At 40.6% G+C, this 23684-nt stretch carries 24 protein-coding genes and 1 riboswitch; of the genes, 6 read left to right on the top strand and 18 right to left on the bottom strand.

Annotated elements, in window-relative coordinates; all coding sequences use genetic code 11:
* Window positions 1–19: 19 nt before the first annotated feature.
* Window positions 20–1462 (top strand): GntP family permease, encoded by a 1443-nt coding sequence (locus tag ACXAEA_RS05320; RefSeq protein WP_475094899.1) that lies wholly within the window; start codon window positions 20–22, stop codon window positions 1460–1462.
* 66 nt (window positions 1463–1528) lie between these two features.
* Entirely contained in the window at window positions 1529–2713 is a 1185-nt protein-coding gene (locus ACXAEA_RS05315) for an acetyl-CoA C-acetyltransferase (RefSeq protein WP_475094898.1), read from the top strand.
* A gap of 53 nt (window positions 2714–2766) precedes the next feature.
* Here ACXAEA_RS05315 and ACXAEA_RS05310 read toward each other — a convergent pair whose 3' ends face one another.
* Complete coding sequence (locus ACXAEA_RS05310) at window positions 2767–2991, bottom strand: hypothetical protein (RefSeq protein WP_475094897.1); 225 nt, start codon at window positions 2989–2991, stop codon at window positions 2767–2769.
* A gap of 282 nt (window positions 2992–3273) precedes the next feature.
* Window positions 3274–3357, bottom strand: a riboswitch (cyclic di-GMP riboswitch).
* A gap of 238 nt (window positions 3358–3595) precedes the next feature.
* On the opposite strand from ACXAEA_RS05310, the gene ACXAEA_RS05305 reads away from it, so the two are divergent.
* Window positions 3596–3940 carry a hypothetical protein gene (locus ACXAEA_RS05305; RefSeq protein ID WP_475094896.1) on the top strand — a complete coding sequence of 115 codons (345 nt, stop codon included), beginning with the start codon at window positions 3596–3598 and terminating at the stop codon, window positions 3938–3940.
* Window positions 3941–4007: 67 nt separating this feature from the next.
* Here ACXAEA_RS05305 and nadE read toward each other — a convergent pair whose 3' ends face one another.
* A complete protein-coding gene (gene nadE, locus ACXAEA_RS05300) occupies window positions 4008–4829 on the bottom strand; it encodes an ammonia-dependent NAD(+) synthetase (protein WP_475094894.1) in 822 nt (273 codons plus the stop codon).
* 422 nt (window positions 4830–5251) lie between these two features.
* On the opposite strand from nadE, the gene ACXAEA_RS05295 reads away from it, so the two are divergent.
* Window positions 5252–6313: a lactonase family protein gene (locus tag ACXAEA_RS05295; RefSeq protein ID WP_475094893.1), complete on the top strand. Its 1062-nt coding sequence runs from the start codon at window positions 5252–5254 to the stop codon at window positions 6311–6313.
* Window positions 6314–6353: 40 nt separating this feature from the next.
* On the opposite strand, the gene ACXAEA_RS05290 is transcribed toward ACXAEA_RS05295, so the two are convergent.
* From ACXAEA_RS05290 to ACXAEA_RS05240, 11 genes are all read right to left on the bottom strand, one after another.
* Window positions 6354–7337, bottom strand: coding sequence for a Gfo/Idh/MocA family protein (locus tag ACXAEA_RS05290; RefSeq protein ID WP_475094892.1), 984 nt, complete (start codon window positions 7335–7337; stop codon window positions 6354–6356).
* An 87-nt stretch (window positions 7338–7424) separates the two neighbouring features.
* Window positions 7425–8831, bottom strand: coding sequence for a sensor histidine kinase (locus ACXAEA_RS05285; RefSeq protein WP_475098057.1), 1407 nt, complete (start codon window positions 8829–8831; stop codon window positions 7425–7427).
* Window positions 8821–9519: a winged helix-turn-helix domain-containing protein gene (locus ACXAEA_RS05280; RefSeq protein WP_475094891.1), complete on the bottom strand. Its 699-nt coding sequence runs from the start codon at window positions 9517–9519 to the stop codon at window positions 8821–8823. Before ACXAEA_RS05280 ends, ACXAEA_RS05285 begins: the two co-directional genes overlap by 11 nt.
* A 199-nt stretch (window positions 9520–9718) precedes the next feature.
* Window positions 9719–11104 (bottom strand): MBL fold metallo-hydrolase, encoded by a 1386-nt coding sequence (locus tag ACXAEA_RS05275; RefSeq protein ID WP_475094890.1) that lies wholly within the window; start codon window positions 11102–11104, stop codon window positions 9719–9721.
* Window positions 11105–11676: 572 nt separating this feature from the next.
* On the bottom strand, window positions 11677–12630 hold the full coding sequence (locus ACXAEA_RS05270) for an NAD(P)-dependent alcohol dehydrogenase (RefSeq protein WP_475094889.1): 954 nt from the start codon (window positions 12628–12630) through the stop codon (window positions 11677–11679).
* A 296-nt stretch (window positions 12631–12926) separates the two neighbouring features.
* Window positions 12927–13889 carry an NAD(P)-dependent alcohol dehydrogenase gene (locus ACXAEA_RS05265; RefSeq protein ID WP_475094888.1) on the bottom strand — a complete coding sequence of 321 codons (963 nt, stop codon included), beginning with the start codon at window positions 13887–13889 and terminating at the stop codon, window positions 12927–12929.
* A gap of 157 nt (window positions 13890–14046) precedes the next feature.
* Window positions 14047–14793: a DUF4386 domain-containing protein gene (locus ACXAEA_RS05260; RefSeq protein ID WP_475094887.1), complete on the bottom strand. Its 747-nt coding sequence runs from the start codon at window positions 14791–14793 to the stop codon at window positions 14047–14049.
* A gap of 45 nt (window positions 14794–14838) precedes the next feature.
* Window positions 14839–15063 (bottom strand): helix-turn-helix transcriptional regulator, encoded by a 225-nt coding sequence (locus ACXAEA_RS05255; protein WP_475094886.1) that lies wholly within the window; start codon window positions 15061–15063, stop codon window positions 14839–14841.
* A 3-nt stretch (window positions 15064–15066) separates the two neighbouring features.
* The gene (locus ACXAEA_RS05250; RefSeq protein WP_475094885.1) at window positions 15067–15513 is read right to left on the bottom strand and encodes a hypothetical protein; all 447 of its coding nucleotides are present in this window, start codon (window positions 15511–15513) and stop codon (window positions 15067–15069) included.
* A gap of 462 nt (window positions 15514–15975) precedes the next feature.
* Window positions 15976–16413 (bottom strand): VOC family protein, encoded by a 438-nt coding sequence (locus ACXAEA_RS05245; protein WP_475094884.1) that lies wholly within the window; start codon window positions 16411–16413, stop codon window positions 15976–15978.
* Between the two features lie 480 nt (window positions 16414–16893).
* Entirely contained in the window at window positions 16894–18081 is a 1188-nt protein-coding gene (locus ACXAEA_RS05240; protein WP_475094883.1) for an MFS transporter, read from the bottom strand.
* A 208-nt stretch (window positions 18082–18289) separates the two neighbouring features.
* Between ACXAEA_RS05240 and ACXAEA_RS05235 the strand changes: the two genes are divergently transcribed.
* On the top strand, window positions 18290–18805 hold the full coding sequence (locus tag ACXAEA_RS05235; protein WP_475094882.1) for a DoxX family protein: 516 nt from the start codon (window positions 18290–18292) through the stop codon (window positions 18803–18805).
* A 226-nt stretch (window positions 18806–19031) separates the two neighbouring features.
* Window positions 19032–19538 (top strand): DoxX family protein, encoded by a 507-nt coding sequence (locus ACXAEA_RS05230; RefSeq protein WP_475094881.1) that lies wholly within the window; start codon window positions 19032–19034, stop codon window positions 19536–19538.
* Between the two features lie 453 nt (window positions 19539–19991).
* Here ACXAEA_RS05230 and ACXAEA_RS05225 read toward each other — a convergent pair whose 3' ends face one another.
* From ACXAEA_RS05225 to ACXAEA_RS05205, 5 genes are all read right to left on the bottom strand, one after another.
* Complete coding sequence (locus ACXAEA_RS05225; protein WP_475094880.1) at window positions 19992–20333, bottom strand: zinc ribbon domain-containing protein YjdM; 342 nt, start codon at window positions 20331–20333, stop codon at window positions 19992–19994.
* Window positions 20334–20429: 96 nt separating this feature from the next.
* The gene (gene ytzI, locus ACXAEA_RS05220) at window positions 20430–20609 is read right to left on the bottom strand and encodes a YtzI protein (protein ID WP_475094879.1); all 180 of its coding nucleotides are present in this window, start codon (window positions 20607–20609) and stop codon (window positions 20430–20432) included.
* Window positions 20610–20648: 39 nt separating this feature from the next.
* Complete coding sequence (locus ACXAEA_RS05215; protein WP_475094878.1) at window positions 20649–20990, bottom strand: ArsR/SmtB family transcription factor; 342 nt, start codon at window positions 20988–20990, stop codon at window positions 20649–20651.
* A gap of 27 nt (window positions 20991–21017) precedes the next feature.
* Window positions 21018–22784 (bottom strand): SulP family inorganic anion transporter, encoded by a 1767-nt coding sequence (locus ACXAEA_RS05210; protein ID WP_475094877.1) that lies wholly within the window; start codon window positions 22782–22784, stop codon window positions 21018–21020.
* 465 nt (window positions 22785–23249) lie between these two features.
* Window positions 23250–23627, bottom strand: coding sequence for a hypothetical protein (locus tag ACXAEA_RS05205; RefSeq protein WP_475094876.1), 378 nt, complete (start codon window positions 23625–23627; stop codon window positions 23250–23252).
* Between the last annotated feature and the right edge of the window lie 57 nt (window positions 23628–23684).

Here is a 23684-nt window from a genome sequence, read left to right as displayed (position 1 = left end):
TTAGAGAGGAGTTCCCTATATGGAGCTATTCATTATACTTTTAGCGCTTGGATTATTGATGTTCACAGCCTATAAAGGATATTCAGTCATCCTTTTTGCACCAATCGCAGCCCTGCTTGCAGTGCTTCTGACTGACCCAAGCCATGTGCTTCCTTTTTTCAGCAACATCTTCATGGAGAAGATGGTCGGATTCATTAAGAACTACTTCCCTGTATTCTTGCTGGGTGCGATCTTCGGTAAGGTCGTCGAAATGTCCGGGATTGCCGAATCAATCGCCAAATCGATCATAAAATTGGTCGGCGGCACACGCGCAATCCTTGCCATCGTTTTGATGGGCGCTATTTTAACATACAGCGGTGTGAGCTTGTTCGTAGTCGTATTTGCCGTCTATCCTTTTGCTAAAAACTTATTCAGGCAGGCCAACATCCCTAAAAGGCTTATTCCGGGAACAATTGCACTTGGAGCGTTCACTTTCACAATGGATGCACTTCCTGGAACACCACAGATCCAGAACGTTATTCCAACCAGTTTTTTTGGTACAGATATTTACGCGGCACCAGTACTCGGAATCATTGGTGCAATCCTTGTTTTCTCATTAGGTATGCTATATCTTGAAACGCTCAGAAAGAAAGCTGCAAAGCGCGGCGAAGGCTTCTATGGTTTTGATAATGCTGAATCAGCCGCAGCAGCTGAAGCTGATGCTCTTGAGGAAGGCGTTAACAGCATTGATATGACTGCTAAAACCAGCACATTAAGAGCTGTAATGGCTTTTGTACCTTTGGTGCTTGTAGGAGTAGCCAACAAATTCTTCACGGTGAACCTGCCAAAATGGTATCCGAATGGCTTTGATTTTTCTGAAATCGGCCTGGATTCATACGGTACAGTCCAGATGTCCGGAGTTGTCGGAATCTGGTCCGTTGAACTGGCGCTGATCCTTGGTATTCTGGCAACGCTTCTATATGACTGGAAGAAAGTTACCGGCGGCTTCAAAGTTGGCGTCAACACAGCGATTGGCGGTGCTTTGCTTGCATCAATGAACACAGGAGCAGAATACGGTTTCGGCGGAGTCATCTCTTCTCTTCCAGGCTTCTCTGTTGTAAGTAAAGGAATCTCCAGCACATTCACGGATCCGCTTGTCAACGGAGCTGTCACAACGACTACGCTTGCCGGTGTGACCGGTTCGGCTTCAGGCGGAATGGGAATCGCCCTCAGCGCAATGGCTGATACGTATATGAAGGCAATCACTGAATTTAATATCCCGCCAGAAGTTATGCACCGCGTAATCTCAATGGCATCTGGCGGCATGGATACACTCCCTCACAACGGAGCAGTCATCACATTGCTTGCTGTTACCGGGTTGACTCATAAACAATCATATAAAGATATTTTTGCAATCACAATCATTAAAACATTGGCTGTATTCTTCATTATTGCAGTCTACAAGCTAACTGGACTAGTATAATAATAACAACAGCAAAGGGGGAGAATATCCCCCTTTCTTATCTTGATTTCGAAAGGGGCAGTAAAAATGGAAAATACAATTGTTATTGCAAGCGCAGTGAGGACCGCTACTGGAGCATTTGGCGGAGCTTTTTCAAATGTATCAGCAGTGGACTTAGGTGCAGCGGCTATTAAAGCAGCACTGGAAAAAGCGAATGTAAGCTCTGAGGTTGTCGATGAAGTCATCATGGGAAATGTCCTTCAGGCTGGCCTGGGCCAAAACCCGGCACGTCAGGCTGCTATGAGAGCAGGTCTCCCTGAGACATGTCCATCCATGACGATCAACAAGCTATGCGGTTCAGGCTTGAAAGCTGTTCACCTGGCTTATCAGGCAATCGCTGCAGGCGAAGCCGAGATCGTTGTCGCTGGCGGAATGGAAAACATGAGCCAGGCTCCTTACGTTCTTAAAGGTGCCCGTGATGGCTTCAAGATGGGTGACCAAAAGCTTGTTGATACATTGCTTGGCGATGGCCTTGTGTGTGCATTTAATGACTACCATATGGGTATTACCGCTGAAAATCTTGCCGAAAAATATGAAATTTCCCGCAATGAACAGGATGTTTTCGCAGTAAAGAGCCAGAACAGAGCAGAAGCAGCGATTACTTCAGGCCGCTTCAAAGATGAAATCGTCCCTGTCGAAGTGAAGCAGCGAAAAGGAGATCCAATCATTGTCGATCAGGATGAGCATCCTAAATTCGGCAGCACTCTTGAGAAAGCAGGAAAGTTAAGACCTGCATTCAAAAAAGACGGAACGGTTACAGCAGCGAATGCTTCCGGAATCAATGACGGTGCAGCTGCAGTTGTTGTGATGAGCGGCAAAAAAGCAAAAGAACTTGGAGTCACTCCACTTGTAACCATCAAGGCTAATGCTTCAGCAGGGGTTGACCCGTCCATCATGGGAATCGGTCCGGTTGATGCTGTTAAAAAGGCACTGAAAAAAGCAGATATGGAACTAACGGACATCGATTTAGTAGAAGCAAATGAGGCTTTTGCAGCGCAGGCTCTTTCTGTCATGAAGGAACTTGGCATGAGCGAGGAGAACGTCAATGTCAATGGTGGAGCAATTGCGCTTGGCCACCCGATTGGCGCGAGCGGTGCAAGAGTTCTTGTCACGCTGATCCATGAACTGAAGAAGCGTGAACAGAAATACGGCTTGGCAACCCTCTGTATCGGCGGCGGAATGGGTGTAGCAACGATCATCGAAAACGTTTAATTAATAGAGAAAGCCTGTGGTCCGCACCACAGGCTTTCGTATTTTAGCAGATTTCAAATTACATAGTCATCCGTTAGTTTGCTGCAGGCATTTGAAAGATTCTGCAGGCATTCCATCCTTAATCTCTCATCGCAGATAAAATCATTCAGGAGCTCCTCTTCCAGCTTCATCTGTATTTGATGAATTTCTTCCTGGAACCTCTCCCTTTTTTCAACATCTGCCAAATGAAACTCAATTTCCCGCTCAAAATACTCTACCGTCCCAAATAAAACAGTCAATGATTCCTCCACCTTTCGTAATTAGTCCCCAGTATAAAATAGAACAAACCTGCCAAAAGGATTGTTTTTATCTGTTAAGTCAAGTTCCTTAAGTTTTATTTAACCTCACAAAGGCTCTGCAAACGTCAAATCCATTATTTGTTGCAATATTTTGATTTTAGCGCATAAAAGGAATTGACCTCTGACTCAACAATAAAAAAATCCTCCCAAAAGATGGCGGATTTTTTCAGCAAGCGGCAAAAACCAAACCATTTGCCTATCTATTATGGTCATCCGATCTTTTTTGGCAACCCGACGATCATAGCTAAACGCCTTAGACTCGTGGCTTTGCGTCCTTACCTTTCGATAAGTTTGCCTTTTTCAGTTCTAATTAAAATATAAATCTTTGGTCCCTTCTATTCAACAAAATTCGCCATTTTCCAACATAAATGAGTATATTTTCCTATATCCTTATGATTAAGTAATATACAAATACATGAAATAATCATTTTCCAAAGACAGGGAATGTTTCCACAATGTAATATAGCAGCAATCTGAATGTAAAACTCACTTGCTAGAATAGATAGAAGAAGCTTTATTACAGGCGAATGGCAGGAGGATCCGTATGGAACAGCATGTTAAGATATCGCTAGATGACTGGAAAGCAGAAATAGAAGAAGTTCTTAAAGAGATTGATGCGGAATATGAAGAAGTGAAAAATGAGCTGAAGGTCTATACATATAAATTCAACATCACGAAGCAGGTCGTCCAATCGACTGTAAATCCTGATTTAAACAGGAAAATCCGCGAATTGTACCATCAGCCTTTTGAACAGAAATTCAATGAATTAAAAGAGTACATCAAGGAACTGGAAGAGAAAAAACGAGTCTTCCAGATGTTCACCGATAAAATTGATAAAATCACGGAAAAAGAAGAAACACCTACGCTTGCAGTTGCACAACCGGAGTGAATGAACAAAGCCTGTCTGAATCGAAATCAGACAGGCTTTGTTCATTTTTAAAAGCAAGATTTTGATATTATTTTTTCCACCATGAATCAAACATGGATGCAGGTACATGGCGTTTGTGTTCTGACGTTACATATCTGCCTTCAATTTTTGCTGCATCTGCCTCGGCAATTTGCTTTCCTTCCAAGTAATCATCGATGGCTTCATAGCTCACACCAAGTTCGGTCTCGTCTGCCTGGAGCGGTTTATTGTCAAGAAGATCTGCTGTCGGCTCCTTAAGATATAATCTGGCTTCAGCGTTCAGAGCCTTGAGCAGCTCCCTGCCCTGTCTCTTATTCAGGCCGGTCAGCGGAAGCAAGTCGGCTCCCCCATCACCATATTTCGTGAAGAACCCTGTTACTGCTTCTGCAGCATGGTCTGTACCAATTACAAGCAAGCCTTCCTGGCCGGCGATCGCATACTGTGTGATCATCCTCATTCTGGCCTTTGCATTGCCTTTATTAAAATCAGTCATCGCCTCGCCAATCGCATCTTCAAATTGTGTATTGAAGGTGTCGACTGCGGGCTGGATATTAAAGGTGATTGTTTTGTCGGGCTGTATGAATTCAAGTGCAAGCTGTGCGTCCTCTTCATCCTTTTGTACAGCATATGGAAGTCTTACAGCGACGAATTTTGCCTCTTTCCCTTCGGAACGCAGTTCTTCCGCCGCCAGCTGTGCAAGCCTTCCGGCAAGTGTAGAATCCTGGCCGCCGCTGATGCCAAGAACGAAACCTTTCGCTCTTGATGTATGGAAGTATTCTTTCAGAAAGTCGATCCGCTTTCGGATTTCCTCTTGAGGATCAATTTCCGGGCGCACGTTCAGCGCTTCAATTATCTGTTTTTGCAAGCTCATAATAAACCTCCTAAATCTTTAAAAACTATTTATTACGCTGAGTTAAATTAGACTGTTGATTTCCGTTCCAGGCGCTTCGCTTTCCGCGTGGCTGGCGCTGAGCCTCCTCGTCGCAAGCTCCTGCGGGGTCTCACCTGTCCAGCTGATCCCGCAGGAGTCTGCGCGCCTTCCACTCCAATCAACAGGGTTTAAGAAACTATGTTTAAGTCTTAACACAGCCATTTATAAAAGAGCATATCCCTTCCATAGAGTAAAGTCCAGATTTTCGTCAGGAAATCTGACATGCTTGCTATATTGGAAAAACAAATCATTTATTCTTTATTTTTACCCATAAGCCGCTCATTCTTAACATTTTGTCCGCTTCGATTTTTTTGCTAGACTATTACTAGTAATACAAGGAATGCTATATCATATTGGAGGCTTTGCAAATGACAACTCATGAGAAATACTCAGGCTACTTTGGTACATATACTAAGGGCGACAGCGAAGGCATCTATTCCTTTACCCTTGATGCTAAGAACGGTAAAATCATCGACGTTCAGGCAGCTGCCTCGCTCGAAAATCCAACCTATCTGACGATCAGTGAAGATAACCGCTTGCTGTATGCTGTGGCAAAGGAAGGAAGTTCTGGCGGCGTGGCGGGGTTCAGGATTTCTGAATCAGGTGAGCTGTCTCCCATCAATACACAGCTTTCGGAAGGTGCATCACCATGCCATGTCAGCGTGAACAAGGATAACACCTTGCTTTTGTCAGCTAACTATCACAAAGGCTCAGCAGATTCTTATTTGCTTGACCGGGAAAACGGTATGATTGAGGCTGGGCTGTCAAGCGTGGCCCATGAAGGTTCAGGTCCGGATGAACGCCAGGAAAAAGCGCATGCACACTATGCCGGATTCACTCCCGATGAGAAATATGCAGCAGTCATCGACCTCGGCATCGACCAGCTGCTTACCTATTCATTGGATAATGGCCAATTAATAGAGAAGAGTGTGCTGCATATTGCGCCAGGAAGCGGTCCAAGGCATCTCGTTTTCCATCCAAATAACAAAATCGCCTATTTAATGACTGAATTCAGTTCAGAGGTTCTCGTCTTGAAATACCAATCAGATGATGGCCGCTTTGAACAGATTCAGGCGATTTCCACTCTGCCTGAATCCTTCAAGGAAAACAACCAGGGAAGTGCAATCCATATCTCTTCTGATGGAAATTTCGTCTACGCAGCCAATCGCGGACATGACAGCATCGTTATTTTCAAGGTGGATCCTGAAAGCTTTAAGCTGTCATTTGTCGAACACACTTCAACAGAGGGCAACTGGCCAAGGGATTTCGTGCTGGATCCAAGTGAAAAGTTCCTGATTGCCACAAACCAAAATTCCAGCAACGCAGCGCTTTATTCACGTGACACAGAAACAGGCAAATTGACGCTGCTTCAATCAGATGTCAGGGTGCCGGACCCGGTTTGTGTGAAATTTTTAAATTACTAAAAGAAAAGGGAAGGTGCTTTTCAGGCACCTTCCCTCTCTTTTATTTATCACTCGGGAAGCTTACTCCCATTTGCTTTCTTGCTTCATCTAAAATCTTCATCGTGATTCTTGAGTTTTCGAGCGAGTTGTTCATTGATTCCATTTTCCCCTGCTGAATCAATGAGATAAATTCTTCTGCTTCATAAAACATGTTATCAGTAATCTGCTCTCTTGATATGTCTTCTTTCCTGCCGTCTCGATAAAGGATTTCCACTTTTTCAGGCGTACTGATTTTATCGACCCTGATATTCCCGTCTTCGCCATGGATTTCAGATGGAAGTGCAGAGTCGGTAATTTTCGAGAACATGATGACTGCATCCATCTCATCGTATTTCAATAACAGGCTTCCTTCCCCGTCAACCCCGGATTCGAGTACATAGCCGTTCGCCTGAATCGATTTTGGTTCCCCAAACATGACGACAAGCGGATAGATACAATAGATTCCAATATCCATCAGTGAACCTGCTGAAAACTCAGGATTGAAGGCATTCAGCACTGCGCCCTCTTTATATTTATCATAGCGTGAGGAATACTGGCAATAGCTTGCGAAATACCTTCTGACTGTGCCTATTTTATTCAGATTTTCCTGAACAGCCCTGAAGTTCGGCATCAAGGTGGATTTTAATGCTTCCATCAGGACGACATTATTTTCTTTAGCCACCTGGATCATTCTGTCTAATTCTCCGCTGTTAGAGGCAATCGCCTTTTCACAAATTACATGCTTGCCATTTTCCATAAACGTGATTGCCTGGCTTGCATGCATTGAATTTGGGCTGGCAATATACACTGCATCTATCACATCGCTCTTCGCCATCTCTTCCAGGTCGGTAAAAATCGTGCTGACACCAAATTTATTCCCGAATTCTGCAGCTCGCTCTTCTGTGCGTGAATAAACTGCAGCCAGCCTGAAATCGTTATGATGGCTTGCTCCTTTTAAAAATGCTTCTGTGATCCAATTCGTACCTACTACTCCGAAACGTACCATTTTGCTCATCCTTTCAAGTGCAACAATCATTGCAAAAACAGCAAATAACAAAAGCTGAAGGCAATGCCTGCAGCTTCTCTATTCATATTATCGAAATGGGAGCTCAATCACAAACTTTGTCCCTTTTGCATGTTCACTCTCGACATAAATTTCACCATCATGCATCTGGACGAGCTGTTTAACGATGGATAATCCGAGTCCAAATTCGCCGAATGGATTACTCGTCCTTGAAATATCGGCTTTATAAAAGCGATGCCAGATCTTTTCGATTTCCGATGGTTCTATCCCGATTCCTGTATCCTCGATTTCGATCAGCGTTTTGTTGCCTTCGATTTTTCCGCGGAGCCAAATCGTTCCGTTTTCGGTGAACTGGATGCTGTTTTTTGTGATATTGATCAGAATCTGAACGAGCCGGTCATAGTCAGCATGCACCATTGCCGATTCTTGTGCTTCAATCTCAATTTGATTATGGCGTTCCACCGCCTGCAGGTCGAGCTGGTCTTTGATGATTTCAAATACCTCAAGCACTTCAATGTCTTCTTTGAGAAGCTGGACCTGGTTTGAGCGGATTTTATCATAATCAAGATTTTCATTCACAAGCCTGATCAGGCGTTTTGTTTCCTGGCTGACAAGCTGGATGCCTCTGTCTTTTTCAGCTTCCGGAATCATATCATTTTTCAGCCCCTCGATCACTCCACTTATGGTAGTGAGCGGTGTCCGCAGTTCATGGGAAACATCCGACATAAACTGGCGTCGGCGGTTTTCAAGGCTCTCGATTTCAGACTTTGATTCATTCAGCTTGCTGACCATGCTGTTAAAATCGTTCGCCAGTTCGCCGATTTCATCAAAGTCAGAGGATGGAACTTTTACCGTATAATCACCTGCTGATACCATCGAGGTCGCTTCCTGAAGCTTCTTGATCCTGTTGACATGGATTCGCGATAGCAGCCAGCTCAGCAGGAAGGAGACCGCAAGCGCGATCAGGACAGTATAGAAAAGATACTTATTAATTTCGCCAATCATCTCCCGGGTACCGCTGATTGGCGAAGTAAGAAGGATTCCGCCAACGAAACGCCCCTGGTCCAAATAGGGCAATGCAACGAGGGTTACTGCCTTATCATAACGATCCAAGTCGTATTTCATGACAATCGGCTCACCATTTGTTAGCTTTGTCCATTCCTTTTCCGTGAACTCAATGGCCGGTCCCCTCCACCGGATTGGATTCAGCAGCTGAATATTCTCATCAAACACGCTGAACTGGATGTCCCTGCCGAACAGAACCCGTGCATACTGATTGATCACCTGGTCTGGGCGTTCATTTCCACGGTCAAGATCCCGAAGGATATTCTCGCCGTAAGAAATAAGCTCCTCTGTTTTATTTTCATATACCAGGGTTTCAACATACTGAGTGAACACCAGACTGAGAACAAGGAATGCCACGATGATGATGCTGATATGGCTGATGAATTGCTGATAAATATATTTAATCTTCATGCCCATCGACCGATTCATCATATTTATAGCCAACGCCCCAAACGGTATGGAAGAAAGGCTGTTCAGGAGTGCCAAGCTTCTTTCTCAGCCTCTTGATATGGACATCCACCGTCCGTTCATCACCGTAGTATTGATATCCCCATACTCGTTCCAGCAGCTGCTCTCTAGTAAAAACCTGGCGGGGATGCTGGGCAAAAAACAGCAGAAGGTCAAATTCCTTAGGAGTAAGGTTCGTGACGGGATTCCCGTCCAGCATGACTTCACGTGTTTCTTTGCTGATTTTGAGATGGCTTGTGCCGACCAGGCCTTTCTCTTCAGGCTGCTTCTTTTGATATCGCCGGGCAACCGCTTTGATCCTCGCCATCAATGCAAGGGGACTGAATGGTTTTGTCACATAATCATCCGCCCCCATTTCAAGGCCCAGAACCTGATCAGATTCGCTGTCCTTTGCTGTCAGCATGATAATCGGAACTTCACTCCCTTCCTGCCTGATTTTCCTGCAAAGTGTGACCCCATCCATTCCAGGCAGCATCCAGTCAACAATCAGCAGATCCCAGCCGCCATTCTTAAAAGCTGCGTACCCTTTTAGGCCATCGTGAACAAACTCCCCTTCGATCCCTTCTTTCAAAAAGAACATCTCGATCATTGAGCAGACACTTTCATTATCTTCAATCACTAATATTTTCACGTCTATCCCCTCTAATCCGACTTCTGTTATATCTAAATTATAGCGGAATGGAACCAGAATCAACTATTTCAGCCATTCTTACAGATTAATTAATCATTTGGCCATAGTTTGTTCATCTTTTGTAAAAATAGCTTAAAAGTCTCTCTATATAACAAAAAAACGCCAAGCAAAACTTGGCGAGTTTCCTAAAATCGATTGATTAATCCTTTTTAACCGGCAGTCCCTCTTCTTCCCAGGCGGAGAAGCCGCCTTCGAGATTGAGTACGTCCTTGAAGCCATTTTTCAGCAGCAGGCTTGTTCCGATTGCGGAGCGTGCGCCTGACTGGCAATGGGCGATGATTTTCTTGTCCTTCGGAATTTCATCAAGATGATCTGCCAGATTCCCGAGCATCATATGATGTGCTCCCGGTATATGGCCGCTGTCCCATTCGCTCTGGTTGCGCACGTCGATGACAAAGTAATCATCGTCTTCCATCAATTCTTTTGCCTTGCCTGCTGTGACATTCTTGTATCCCTCCAGGTTTCCTGTGAGTTCATTCTGGTCAATGTACCCTGTTACCTGGTCAAGACCGATGGACTGCAGAGATTTTTTCACGGCAGCCAGCTTATCAGGATCTGAGATCAAAACGATGTCCTGGTCGTAGCTTAACAGCCAGCCTGCCCAGTTCGTAAATGACTTGTTGTGTGGAATGTTGATCGTTCCTTCAGCATGTCCCTCCGCAAATTCCTTTGCCGGGCGTGTGTCAACGATCACTGCATCGCCGGAATCCGCTAAAGATACACGAGGAGTTTCTTCGCGGCGAAGCAGTTCCGGACCCTTTTTATTCAGCTTCTTCATCTGGGCGAAATACTTCGGAGGCTCAGGCTGCCCTGCAAGCAGCTCATCAACAAACTGGTCCTCCTCTTTAATTTGGAAAGCCCAGTTGAATTTCTTTTCATATCCCAATGTCGACATCGGGACTGCTCCAAGAGACTTTCCGCATGCACTCCCCGCACCGTGTGCCGGCCAAACCTGCAGGAAGTCCGACAGCTTTTCGACCTTGCGGAGAGACTCGAACATCTGACGCGCCCCTGATTCAGAAGTATTTTTAATTCCTGCCGCTTTTTCAAGCAGGTCTGGACGGCCGACGTCCCCTACAAACAAGAAGTCGCCCGTAAAAATCCCCATTGGTTCATTTGCGCCTCCTCCCTTGTCGGTCAGCAGAAATGAAATGCTTTCAGGTGTATGCCCAGGTGTATGAAGAACCTCAAAGTAAACATTCCCGATATTAAAAGTTGAACCCTCTGTCAACAATTCATGCTCATATTGCTCAACATATTCATACTTCCAGTCCTTGTCGCCTTCATCTGAAACAAATAGCTTTGCACCATGGTGATGGGCGAGCTCTCTCGCCCCTGAAAGATAGTCCGCGTGGATATGAGTTTCAGTTGCACTAGAAATTTTAAATCCTTCCTTTTTGGCAACATCCAGATAAGGCTGGATATTCCTCGCCGGATCAATCACAATTGCCTCGCCCGTTCTCTGGCAGCCAATCAAGTAAGACATATGGGCCAGCTCTTCGTCAAAAAAAGACTTGAAATACATACCAATTCCTCCTCCATTTTCCTAGCTATTGTACAGTTACTATTTACAAGATTACCCCTTCTATACCCCGTACCATATTTTTAAAAAACATTAATTATTGCCAGTACAGGAGGGCTGCCAACTTCCATTTTATACCTATAAGTGTATTTTACTCTGTTAAAGATTTCCTATCAAATATTAAACATGCTCCATATGGAACTGATGGATTCAGTTCTTAAATACAAAATTTTAAAATAACTGTGCTTTTTGCACTGTAATTCGCATTAGAATTAGCAAAATTGGTAACTAAATTAGCAATAAAAAATGCTTGGAGCATATCAATGTCCCCAAGCATGTATTTATATATTATTTTTCAACATTAGCACCCGTTACTTTAAGTGTAATTCTTCACAATCTTATTGTGGTTCTCATTTTAAATAATTTAGGGAATACTGCTCCTTTATAACAAAAACAAAAAAAGCTGAAGCTCAATCAATCTTCAGCTCTTGGACTAGTTCTAATTTGGTTCTATATAGTTTATATGTTTTATTAATAAGAACGATATGAATAAATAATCTAGATTGGAAATATTTTTACTCGATTTTAAGAATAACCTTCCCCTTTGTCCGTCCACTTTCAACGTGCCTATGAGCCTCTACAATTTCATTTAAAGTAAAGCACTTTTCAATTACAGGTCTTAATGTTTCTTTTTCTACTAGCACTCGTAAAAGATCCAAATCACTATCATTTGGTCTTGTAAGATGAATCTTAGCCTTCTTACTACCTAAGATAGAGCCTATCATTAATTGAATTGGATGATACTTGGGGTAGAGTGCGTGTTCTGTTATATAAATACCGTTCTCAGTAAGAGATCGCAAGCAACTGAAAAAGGTCCTCTTTCCAATAGCATCAAGTATGATATTGTATTTTTTTCCGTTGTGAGCAAAATCTTCTTGAGTATAATCAATGACATGGTGAGCCCCTAAATCTCTAATCCACCCAATATTCGATGTACTACAAACGGCTGTTACTTCAGCACCGTAGTATCTGGCTAGCTGAACAGCAAAGTGTCCTACTCCACCTGATGCTCCATAGACTAATATTTTATCGCCAGCTTTTATCTGTGCGACATCTCGCAATGCTTGTAAAGCTGTCTGAGCAGCACATGGTATTGCAGCTGCCTCCTCAAAAGTTGAGTTTTTTGGCATAAGGCTTAAAACATTTTGTCGCGGGCAAACATATTCCGCATGGGAGCCTACACAACTTCCAAAAACATGATCTCCAACCTTGAACTTTTGTACATTTTTACCTACTACTTCGACTATACCTGCAACGTCTATTCCCAGAATTTGAGTTTTTGGTTTTGTAAAGCCATTCTCTAATCTAGTAGGAATATAACCTTTTCGAAATAAATTATCATATTGATTTATTGAGGCGGCAACAACTTTAATTAATACCCTATCTTCTTCTTTGATAGACGGCTTAACAACATCTCTTATCTCCATAACGTCCGGGGAACCATAGGATTCATAAATAGCTGCTTTCATACTGTACAACCTCCCATTAATTATCAATTAATTAGATATCTTTCATTTTTTCAAAATATTGTATTCGCCTCATAAACGTGTTCATTTGATATCTAGTTGATAACTTTTACAGGAAGTAGAGGGAAGCGCATATTCGTTAATAAAATTTACAATCACAAAAATCTCTAATTCTACCGCATGGAGTTGTCTTCATCATCTAAGCGTAAATACAGAGAAGAGGTCTATTTCCAACAAAAGAGAATGAGAGTAAGGAAGAATCGCCCCAGTCCCTATCGCACAAGGTAAAAACATCTGTGTTACGTCAAAGTTATTATGACATTTCCCTTTTTGTGCCCCTTTTCTACATATCCGTGAGCCTCTGCAACTTCTTCCAATGGATATCGTCGATCGATGACCGCCTTGATTTTTCCAGCCTCATAAAGGTTTTTAAGATAGTTCAGATTTGCTTGGTTCTGCATAAGTCCTGCAGTTATAAAACTGGCTTTCTTTCTCCCAAACATCGTAGTCTGTAACATGTCAAATAGAATGGATAATGAAAGTACTGTGGAAAGGTAAGTTCCTCTTTGCGAGAGAGAGCCTTTACATTGTGAAAAGGAGCGTTTACCCACTGCATCAAAAATAACATCATATGTCTGACCGTTTTTCGTAAAATCCTCCTTGGTATAGTCAATGACCTTATCTGCTCCATGCGATTTTACCAACTCAATATTTGTTGTACTGCATACTCCAGTAACTTCTGCACCCAAGTATTTAGCTATTTGTACCGCATATATCCCTACTGCTCCAGACGCACCATTAATCAGAACATGTTGTCCGCGCTGTAACTTTGCTTTATCACGAAGGAACGTCAGTGCGGTAGGTGCACCATCACAGACAGCAACAGCTTCTTCATGAGTCATAGCAGACGATTTGATCGTCAGCGGAGTGTTTTCGTGCAGACACTTGTATTCGGCTTGTGCTCCAAGCGTCCTTGCACTTAACCCAAATACTTGATCGCCTACTTGATATCGAGTTACTTTTTTTCCAACAGCATCAATTTCCCCGGAAAGCTCCGCACCTAGTATTGAGTTTTTGGGTCTATTTAGACCGTAAACAAGCTTAACAATGGGAGATCCTTTTCGAAAGGTACAGTCTGCTGGTCCAACTGAAGCCGCGTGAATTTTAATCCGGACTTCATGATCTTTTGGGATTGGTATATCAATCTCTTGAAGTTGAAAAACATCAGGTGTTCCATATTTGGTGCATACGATTGCTTTCATATGGCCTCTCTCTCCTTCTTTACATCTTTTTACTTATAAGAATTTTTAGAGGTAAACTAATAACTAAAGGAATCTGGAAATCCAGCAGTCAATTGTTGTTGGATTATTTCAAGATGAGGGTAACGTCCGTTATGGGTATGATTAGTGGTTTTATTTTTTATTTAGTAATTGCCTTACATTGAAGTAAACTCATGTTTAGTAATTTCCCTCTTTTAGAGATGGTAGTAACCGCTGTTTCATCAAATCCCTTAATGAGGAGCCAAACTGCTAAAATCATTTCATTAGCTGCTACTGGCACAGCTAAAATAGCACCCCATAAGGAGATTTGAGGAAATACGCCGAACATGACGAACAAAGAACAAGCAAAAACACAAGTTGCCCCTGTCATTCCGAGAATGGATATGAATCTTGGTACAAGTTTGGTTTTATAGAATATATAACTATACATCAACGTATTTATACCTAGCATAAAAAGGGGACCAAGCATGAATGTCCAGTCATGAATTGCTTTTAAGATGATACCTGAAGAATGAAAAGATACGTGATCTGGGGCTTCTGCTGCTACAAATTCCTGGCTTAAGGTTAAGAGGGACAATACACTGATTAAACCAATCGTAATAATAATCGCTTCAAGAAATCTAAAGCAAACATGCCATAGTGCGATTGTTTCATTATACTTTCTTAACAATGGAAACATAGTAGTAGCTGTTCCTATAGCCGAAACGACAAGAATTAACTCCATAAGCGCTCCTACTATCACTTGGTTGGCGTGTTTAGAACCTTTTATTAGGTAATCGGGACCATTTAAGATAGGATCGTATAAATTAAGACCTATCACAGCCGATACAGCAGCTAGTATAAACAGTACACCCACAATTTTTGCAGCTTTTTTGTTTGAATTCATATTTTTATCCCCTCGCTTTACAAATTCAAAAACAATATTTTATCCTTACTGCTTTAGGTCTTCCCCATAATAAAATACCTCTTCTAACGGTAAGTTAAAGGTGTGTGCAATGCGAAAAGCTAGCTCTAGAGATGGGGAATAGTTCCCTTTTTCAAGTGCCACAATCGTTTGTCTTGTTACGCCCACCTTGTCAGCCAACTGCTGCTGCGTCATTTCATCATGGTTGAATCGTAATTTTCGAATGTGATTGCCGACAAGATTTTTACCCATTTTTTATACTCCTCTCCGATAGTGATAAAGTTTTGTTACCGAGCCAATTACATCTGAAATAAATCCTGAAGTAATCAAAATAATGAACATCATATGTGAGGGCTGAGAAACGACCAGTGACCCCATCGAGATAAGAAACCCAATGATAAACACAAAAAATGAATTCCGGTTTGCTTTCAATTCAATTAACTTATCTAATTCATCCGCAAATGTGGGTTCTTTTTCGTTGGTCGTCATTCTAAATACAATGTTGAAAATAATGTTAATGATGATATGTGCAACTATTGAAAACAAAGTCAGGAAGAGGACAAAGGTACCCCAATAACGAAAAGCTTCCATTGACTCCAGTCCGCCTCCTGGAAAACGCGGATACATGTACAAACAATAAGAGACGAAAATGAGTATAGCACTAATTACAGATACGATGCTTTTCTTTTCTTGGTATGTCATAATACACCTCCTTGTTTGATAAATTTTATAAAATGTAAATTTTGTTATACATAATGTAAAATAAACTATACACGAAGTCAAGTATAAATTACAAAAATAGGCAGGAACATTACCTAGTGGGTAATGTTCCTGCCTTCACAAAGAGTTAAGTGTAGAAAATCTTATGAAATTACTAAATCCGATAGACTAATAATAGATCTTATTGCTATTTATTGATGTGGTCCTTCAAATTAAATGACACATTGTAATTACGTTTAGAACTATCCTCTATGTTAGTAATTTAACTAAAAAGAAGACTAATCCTCTAAATTTAATGCTCTCTTAAATACTCTTATTCAACTAACCTGCTCCGTTCGTGCAATAAAAAATTCTACAAAAAAAGGCGGTTAATCCTACCTGGATCACCCCACCCGATAGTTTAAGAAAAAATCTTTAAAGTTGGAAATCTAATCATTTAAAGATTTATCCGAGTTTCTCCGCCAACTCTAAAATAATTCCCTCTGGACCACGAACATAGCATAACTTATAACTTTCTTCATATTGCTGTATCTCACTAAAGATTTCGGTGCCCCTCTTTTTCAATTTTGCAACAATAGCTTCAATATCTTCAACAGCAAAGCAAATATGTCGGATACCCAGCGTATTTGCAAAAAGTTGCTGAATACCTTTTTCATCGGATGGCGTATAAAATTTGACTAGCTCTATCCATGCCTGACCATTTGGCATCCCCAATCCTACACATGCCGTTTTAACATCATTAAGCCCAACTATTCTGTCCAACTGTTCTCCTTCCATTTCCCATTCCGCTTGCACTTCAAGTCCTAAATCAAGAAAAAACGCTTTAGCCTCTGAAAGATCATTTACGTTTATACTTACATGATCTATTCTATTGATCTTCATATCTCATACCTCCTATATTCCTGATATTTTCAATACCTGTATTCTTATTCGCTTAAACTGAAAATATCCTTCTTTATCAAATCTGCACCGTTTTTTCAATAAGGAATTCAACAATAGTATTCATTTATTTCACTCCTTATCCTCACTTGGATACTTTGTAATAGAAATCATCAATACTTACAGGAATGCTGCCCCGATGGTTGAATAAGCTCACCTTGAATATTAACATAAATATCCAATTAACCTTTTATCAATTTCAACAAATCATTTAGGATTGCAAACACATGCGAATAAGCACACGGACAATAACTTCTGTCACCAAGTCAAAATGTATGAGAATCAAGGTGCTAATTTACCCTTACTTTAATTCAAATCTTGATATCTCAACAAAAAGGTGCAGTCCCATTCTGGTGCGAATTGGACTGCGATCTTTTTTGTACTCGAAAACAGAACACGTTAATATTGAACAGGTTTCGGCCTTTATTTAATCGATGGTTTTTTTATCAAATAAAGATAAAGAATGATTGAAACTGAAACAGACAACGCAGCTGAAATATAAATGCTGCCATACCCAAATATGTGTCCGATTTGCCCAAAAGCCATCGCCCCAATCCCTACGCCTAAATCGAAGAAAGAAAAGAACGTGGCGTTCGCCATGCCTTTACGATTCAAAGGAGCATCCTGGACCGCCCATGCCTGCAGTGCCGGCTGGACAGAGCCGAAGCCAAACCCATATAATCCGGCAGCGATGAACATGACGAGGCTATTCGGCAGCCATGCCAGCAGGATCATAGCCGTCATGATCAGGACTGCACCAGGAATGAAAATCGCTCTATGGCCTCTTTTATCATAGAGCTTGCCAGCAAATGAACGTGATAACATAAGGGTCATCGCAAAAATGAAAAAATACCACTGAATCCCCTCGATGCCTTTTTGGGCGGAATAGAGCGGAAGGAATGAGGCAATGCCGCCAAATGTGACGGTAATGAACAATAATAATAAGGATGGATGCAAAGCTGTTTTTTCGTATACATCCCATTTTCTCCGATCAATTCCCTGATTACTTTTTTCCATTTGTTTATAGGAGATTCTCGATGCCAAAAGGAAGGCAGCCAAACCCATTAAAGCACTGAATAAAAATAACTGTTTGAACGTAATCACTTCAGCCAGCGCAAGGCCAAGTGTCGGACCAATTGCCAGGGCAATGTTTCCGGACAGACCAAAATAGCCCATGCCTTCTCCCCTGCGCCGCGCCGGTATTAAATCGGTGGCAATCGTACCAGACGCTGTAGTCGAAAACCCCCAGCCAACTCCCTGGACGATCCTCATCAGAAACAGGAAGGCAATTCCCATTGCGAATCCAAATGAACCCACCGAAATGACGAAAATCATCAACCCAATTAAGTAAACAAATCCTCTTCCCTTTGTTTCAAGCATTCGGCCAGCAATGGGGCGGACCAGCAGTGCTGAAAAAGTAAAAATCCCGACAACAAAACCGATCAATTGATCATTTCCACCCAAGTACTCCACAAACAAAGGAATGGTTGGCAATGTCATTTGAAACCCAAGGAAGATAAAGAAATTGGCGAGGAAAATGAACACAAAATCCTTGCTCCAGATTTTTTCAGTGCCTGGCTTTTGTTGTGCAGCTTCTGATTGATGATTCATTGTATTTCCTTCCCTTCTAAATCAATTTCCTAAACAGGCACTCTGAAAAACTACTTGTTTACCTCTTTTGTGTTAGCGTGTTCAAAAATCTGTCAATTTGTTGTTTCTGTTTTGTGAACTATTTCACATAATCATTATTTTTATTTCGGATTCTGATATATTGTAAGTGTAATAAATAATTACTTATTTTTGAAGGGAAGCGATTTGTATGTTCGCAAAATGGTTAAGAGAAAACAATATTGCTGCTGGCCTATTGACTGTCATTAGGGTTTGGCTTGGATATAATTGGATGACTGCTGGATGGGGAAAATTGACCGGGGAAGGATTCGACGCTTCTGGCTATTTGAAAAATGCTGTTGCCAATCCGGTTAAGGGTCCAGATGGAAACATGGTGTACGGCTGGTACGTGAACTTCCTTGAAAGCTTCGCGATTCCGAACGTCGAATTGTTCAACTTCATCGTTCCGCTTGGTGAATTCCTTGTCGGACTTGGTTTGATCCTTGGTACACTGACAACTGCTGCAATGTTCTTCGGCCTTGTGATGAACTTCAGTTTCTTCCTTGCTGGAACAGTATCTCACAACCCAACTGACATCTTCTTAGGCTTCATCATCCTGGCTGCTGGCTACAACGCAGGCAAGTACGGCTTAGACCGCTGGGTAGTTCCATTCATCCGCAAAACTGTATTCAAAAAGGAAAACGAAGTTGTGCATAGAGCTGTTTAACTAATATCACTTTTATTAGAGCCTGTTCCCAGGCTCTTTTTTTGTTGGGATCATTCTCTGAACCTATTAAAACCTTGCCGGCTCCACTTCCTCTCCGTGTTCAAAATCCTGACAATATGTTATTGCTATTTTGTGAACATCATCTTTAATCCTTCATCTAAACTGAGAAAATAAATATATTGTAGTGTAATCAATAATTACTCATTCTTGAAGGGAAGCGATTGATATGTTCGCAAATTGGTTAAGGGAAAACAATGTTGCTGCCGGACTTTTAACGGTTATACGTTTATGGCTTGGATACAACTGGATGGTTGCTGGGTGGCACAAAATGACCGGAGATGGCTTTGACGCATCTGGTTATTTGAAAAATGCTATTGCCAATCCTGTAAAAGGACCAGATGGAAAAATGGTTTATGGTTGGTATGTATCTTTCCTTGAAAACTTCGCGCTGCCGAACGTCGAGCTGTTTAACTTCATCGTTCCTGTCGGCGAATTCCTGGTCGGTGTCGGACTCATTCTTGGATGCCTGACAACCGCAGCAATGTTCTTCGGCTTGATAATGAACTTCTCATTCTTCCTTGCCGGAACAGTATCACACAACCCAACAGACATCTTCTTCGGCTTCATCCTCCTGTTCGCAGGCTATAACGCAGGAAAATATGGCTTGGACCGCTGGGTGATTCCTTACATCAGGAAAGCTATATTTAGACAAAACGCAACAAACAGAAAGTGAAGACCTATCATAAATAACCTATTGAAGATAAGCCCGGCACCTTTCATAAAATAACCCGCTCGGTCGAGAGAGAGAAAAGAGAAAATTAGAATTAATTTTGCACATGAAAAAACAGTACATTTGCACCCTAAGTAGTAGTAGAAATTGTATATAGAAATGCGCAAGACAATAAGGCATTGCGAATTGCAATGCCTTAAACGTTATTTAGCTTCTTTAACTAAAGCCCACGATCGTTTAAGAAGAATTCTTCACGACCTTTTCTACACCTTATAAATTCCAGTTCACTAAATATGTTGTCTATACAAAAAGCTGCCTTCTTATAAAAGAAAAGCGCACGTTTCCTGAAGAAAGTCCTTGCATTATTTAAGTGTCTTTAATACGTTCAAAATAAAAATACTGCACCTTAAATTGTTAATTTTTTCAAACAATTCGAGTGCAGTTCAAAAGCAGCGTTTATAACTTTTTAACAAATTCAGATTTTAATTTCATTGGTCCAAAACCCTCAATTTTACAATCAATATTATGATCCTCATCAACTAACCGGATATTTTTAACTTTTGTCCCTATTTTTAAGACTGATGAACTTCCTTTAACTTTTAGATCTTTGATCACTGATACAGTATCACCATCGATTAAGACATTTCCATTTGCATCTTTGATAACCTTATGACCTTCACTATTTCCTGTTTCTAATTCTTTAGTCCATTCATAAGAACATTCAGGGCAAATAAAAAGACTTCTATCTTCATAAGTATATGCTGAATTACATTTTTGGCAATTTGGCAAATTTGACATAATACATATCCCCAGTCGGTTATTGTTTATTCTTATACAAACTTGAAATCCATAAAAAAGTAAAATAGTTCTTGATCATTACAAAAATCCGTTCATTTAATCATTTTTGACACTATTTTTTATCCTACCATTTTCACTTACATTTGGATTGTTTTCTAAGGGGTCTACCGTATGCTCATAGGTATATGCTTTGGAAGTTGTTATAACACTTAAGAATAATACAATTAAAACAATTAATACCCCAACAATTATGAAACCCATTAACACATTTTCCACCTAATTTCATCCATTTTTCTCTAAAACCTGTGATTAATGCTATTCAGAACTTTCATTATCATCATTAAACTTGTCTAACATTGTAATCGTATCAACAAGGTGATTATTAAAAATTTGGCGAGCAACACTAAGCAGTTCAATAATCATTGGATCTCTTAACGAATAAATTACACGATTACCATCTTTTGTACCGGTAACGATATTCTTTGCTCTCAAAACGGTTAATTGTTGTGATACTGCAGAACCTTCACTTCCCACTAGATTTTGAATTTCATTTACATTTTTGTCTCCGTCAGCTAAAAGTTCAAGAATTCTTATCCTAAGAGGATGAGCAAGAGCTTTAAAGAATTCAGCTTTAAACCGTTGCATTTCAAGGTTCAAATCATTTACCTCACTTTCTATATAAAATTATTGATAGGATGTAATGAATGTATTTCTTTTTCCTTCTACGTCCTCATGCACACCTGAAAAGACTGCACATTCCCTAAAGGCAAAATGTTTGCACCCAAGACATTTATCCTTATTAAGATGTTTAAGTGCAAAATTTATGGCATCTCCAGTATGTTTGAAAAAATGTTCTTCTCCTATTATGTTAGATAAACCCGTCTTATTTAAAACTGATTTGGGTTGATTTTTAATACCAGATATCAATACGATTCCATGTTTTGAAAAATCTGTAATGATACTTGATAAATAAGATTCGCCAGTCGTATCCATAAAAGGAACTTTCCCCATTCTTAACAGTAAAACCCTCGGTTTGTAATTAATCGTAGTCATGATTGACTGTTCAAATGATTGAGCAGCCCCAAAAAACAAAGGTCCTTCTACGTTATAAATACTAATTTGGGGACAATCATGAGTATCTGTTACCATGTGAGATTCTATCTTTTCATTCTTATTGTTCGGGTTAGGTAGTGCCTTTGCTGTTACCGTAATCTCACTCATGCGTTTTACAAATAAAACAACAGCTAGCAGAAGCCCTACTTCAACAGCGACTGTAAGATTCACAAAAACGGTTAATAAAAAGGTAACCATTAGAACAAGAGAATCACCCGTTTTGGTTTTTAACAAATGATAAAAGCCATGTCTCTCACTCATATTCCAAGCCACTACCATTAAAATTGGAGCCATACTAGCTAATGGAATCGTTGAAGCATAAGGAGCGAACAGCACTAATATGATTAAAACGATGATTCCGTGTATGATTCCAGAAAGTGGAGAGGCTGCCCCATTTTTAATATTTGTAGCGGTTCTTGCAATTGCCCCTGTCGCTGGAATTCCACCGAATAAAGGAGTAATCATATTCGCAATACCTTGCCCCATCAGTTCTCGATTACTATTATGCTTACTACTCGTCATCCCATCAGCGACTACTGCAGATAATAAAGACTCGATACTTCCAAGCACAGCAATCACAAAGGCCGGAACAATTAATTGTCTGATACGTTCAATTGTAATCTCAGGGAACTCAAAATGTGGTAAGGTACTTGGAATCTCACCAAATGTTGAGCCAATTGTAGCTACTTGATTTGGATAAAATAAACTGGCTATTAATGTAGAAAAAAGTAACCCGATAAGAGGTCCAGGAATCTTAGGAAAAAGTTTTGGCGTTAATAAGACTAAAATAAGGCATATTCCAGATGTTAAGACACTATAAAAATTAATGGAATGAATGTGAATGATAATTTCTCGAATGTTACTAAAAAATGATTCATGTTTTTCTACATCTGTAAGACCTAAAAAATTCGCAATCTGACCAACAAAAATGATGACTGCTATTCCTGCTGTAAAGCCTATCGTCACTGGCCTTGGAATAAATTTAATCAATGAACCGAGTCTAAAGATTCCCATAAAAAGAAGGATAATTCCTGCTAAAAATCCAGAAATCAATAAGTTTTCATATCCATAAGTCATAACAATTCCAAATAAAATGGGAATAAATGCTCCTGTAGGTCCACCAATCTGATATTTTGAGCCACCGAAGAGTGAAATTAGAATACCAGCAATGATTGTTGTATATATTCCATATTCCGGTTTCACTCCAGACGCAATTGCAAATGCCATTCCCAAAGGAATAGCAATTACACCAACGACAAGACCAGACAAAAGGTCTTTTTGAAAGTTTTGAAAAGAATACCCGCTAAATCTCCCCGTAAAAACCAATTTATGTTGCATAACCAACCCTTCTCCATTTATTTTACATATTTTTATATCTGATTATTTGAATATACTATTATATAAATTTACTCCGTTTTCTCATTTATGTCAAAGACAACTTTGGAGATTAAAATCAATAATATTTTGGGAATCATCCGTTACGGAGGAGCGAGTAAGTGAATATAGAAATAAAAGGGAGGAAATGATCTGAGGTTTATCTTCTATGAAGCAGAATTACTCGAGGAATAGGAACAATTTTGGGAACAAGTACCGGAGGAGTCTCTAGAACAGATTATACGCCTGTATTTTTCCTATAAAAAGGTGGTGCGGATTCCGATATTCGATCATAAGGTCAAGCTCTTGCAAAAGATTTAGCACGTTTGACTATGAATACTAATTCGGACTATATCCTTACATAACAACAGCGAGTTAGATTGAAATGTAACAAAACTTTCCATAATGCCGGCAATGCTATGTACGTTTTTACTTTTCAATGTTGCCTTCAAAATTCAAATCGGTATCAATTTCCCAGTATCTTGTGAGTGTATTCCCGTTTTTGATTATGAAGCCTATTTCAACTTTTTCCGTATCGTTTTCAAAAGATAAAATGCCATGGTGTAGATAATCGTAGGTAAATCCGTTATCAATTTTGAGGGACCTGGGGCTTTGGTTAATCTCTGCTATGACTCTTTCAATCTCTGTTTGGTCATTAATCGTAACATCCGTCTCTTCCGTGCTGGTAATTGTTAATTTCTCATACTTGCCAGAAATAATTTTGTGGTTAAAGGCCCAATAGAGAATCAGAAGACTGAAAACCGTAATAAGCAAAGTTGCCGACAGCAATTTTTCCCTTTTACCCATGAACTTTCTCCTCCTTTTTACAAAAGACCAATCCATAAACGTGGATTGGTCTTCACT

Source organism: Mesobacillus sp. ABV4_180 (genome assembly GCF_056158485.1).
The sequence above is the reverse complement of the archived record's forward strand: the minus strand, read 5'-3'. Positions and strand labels throughout refer to the sequence as shown.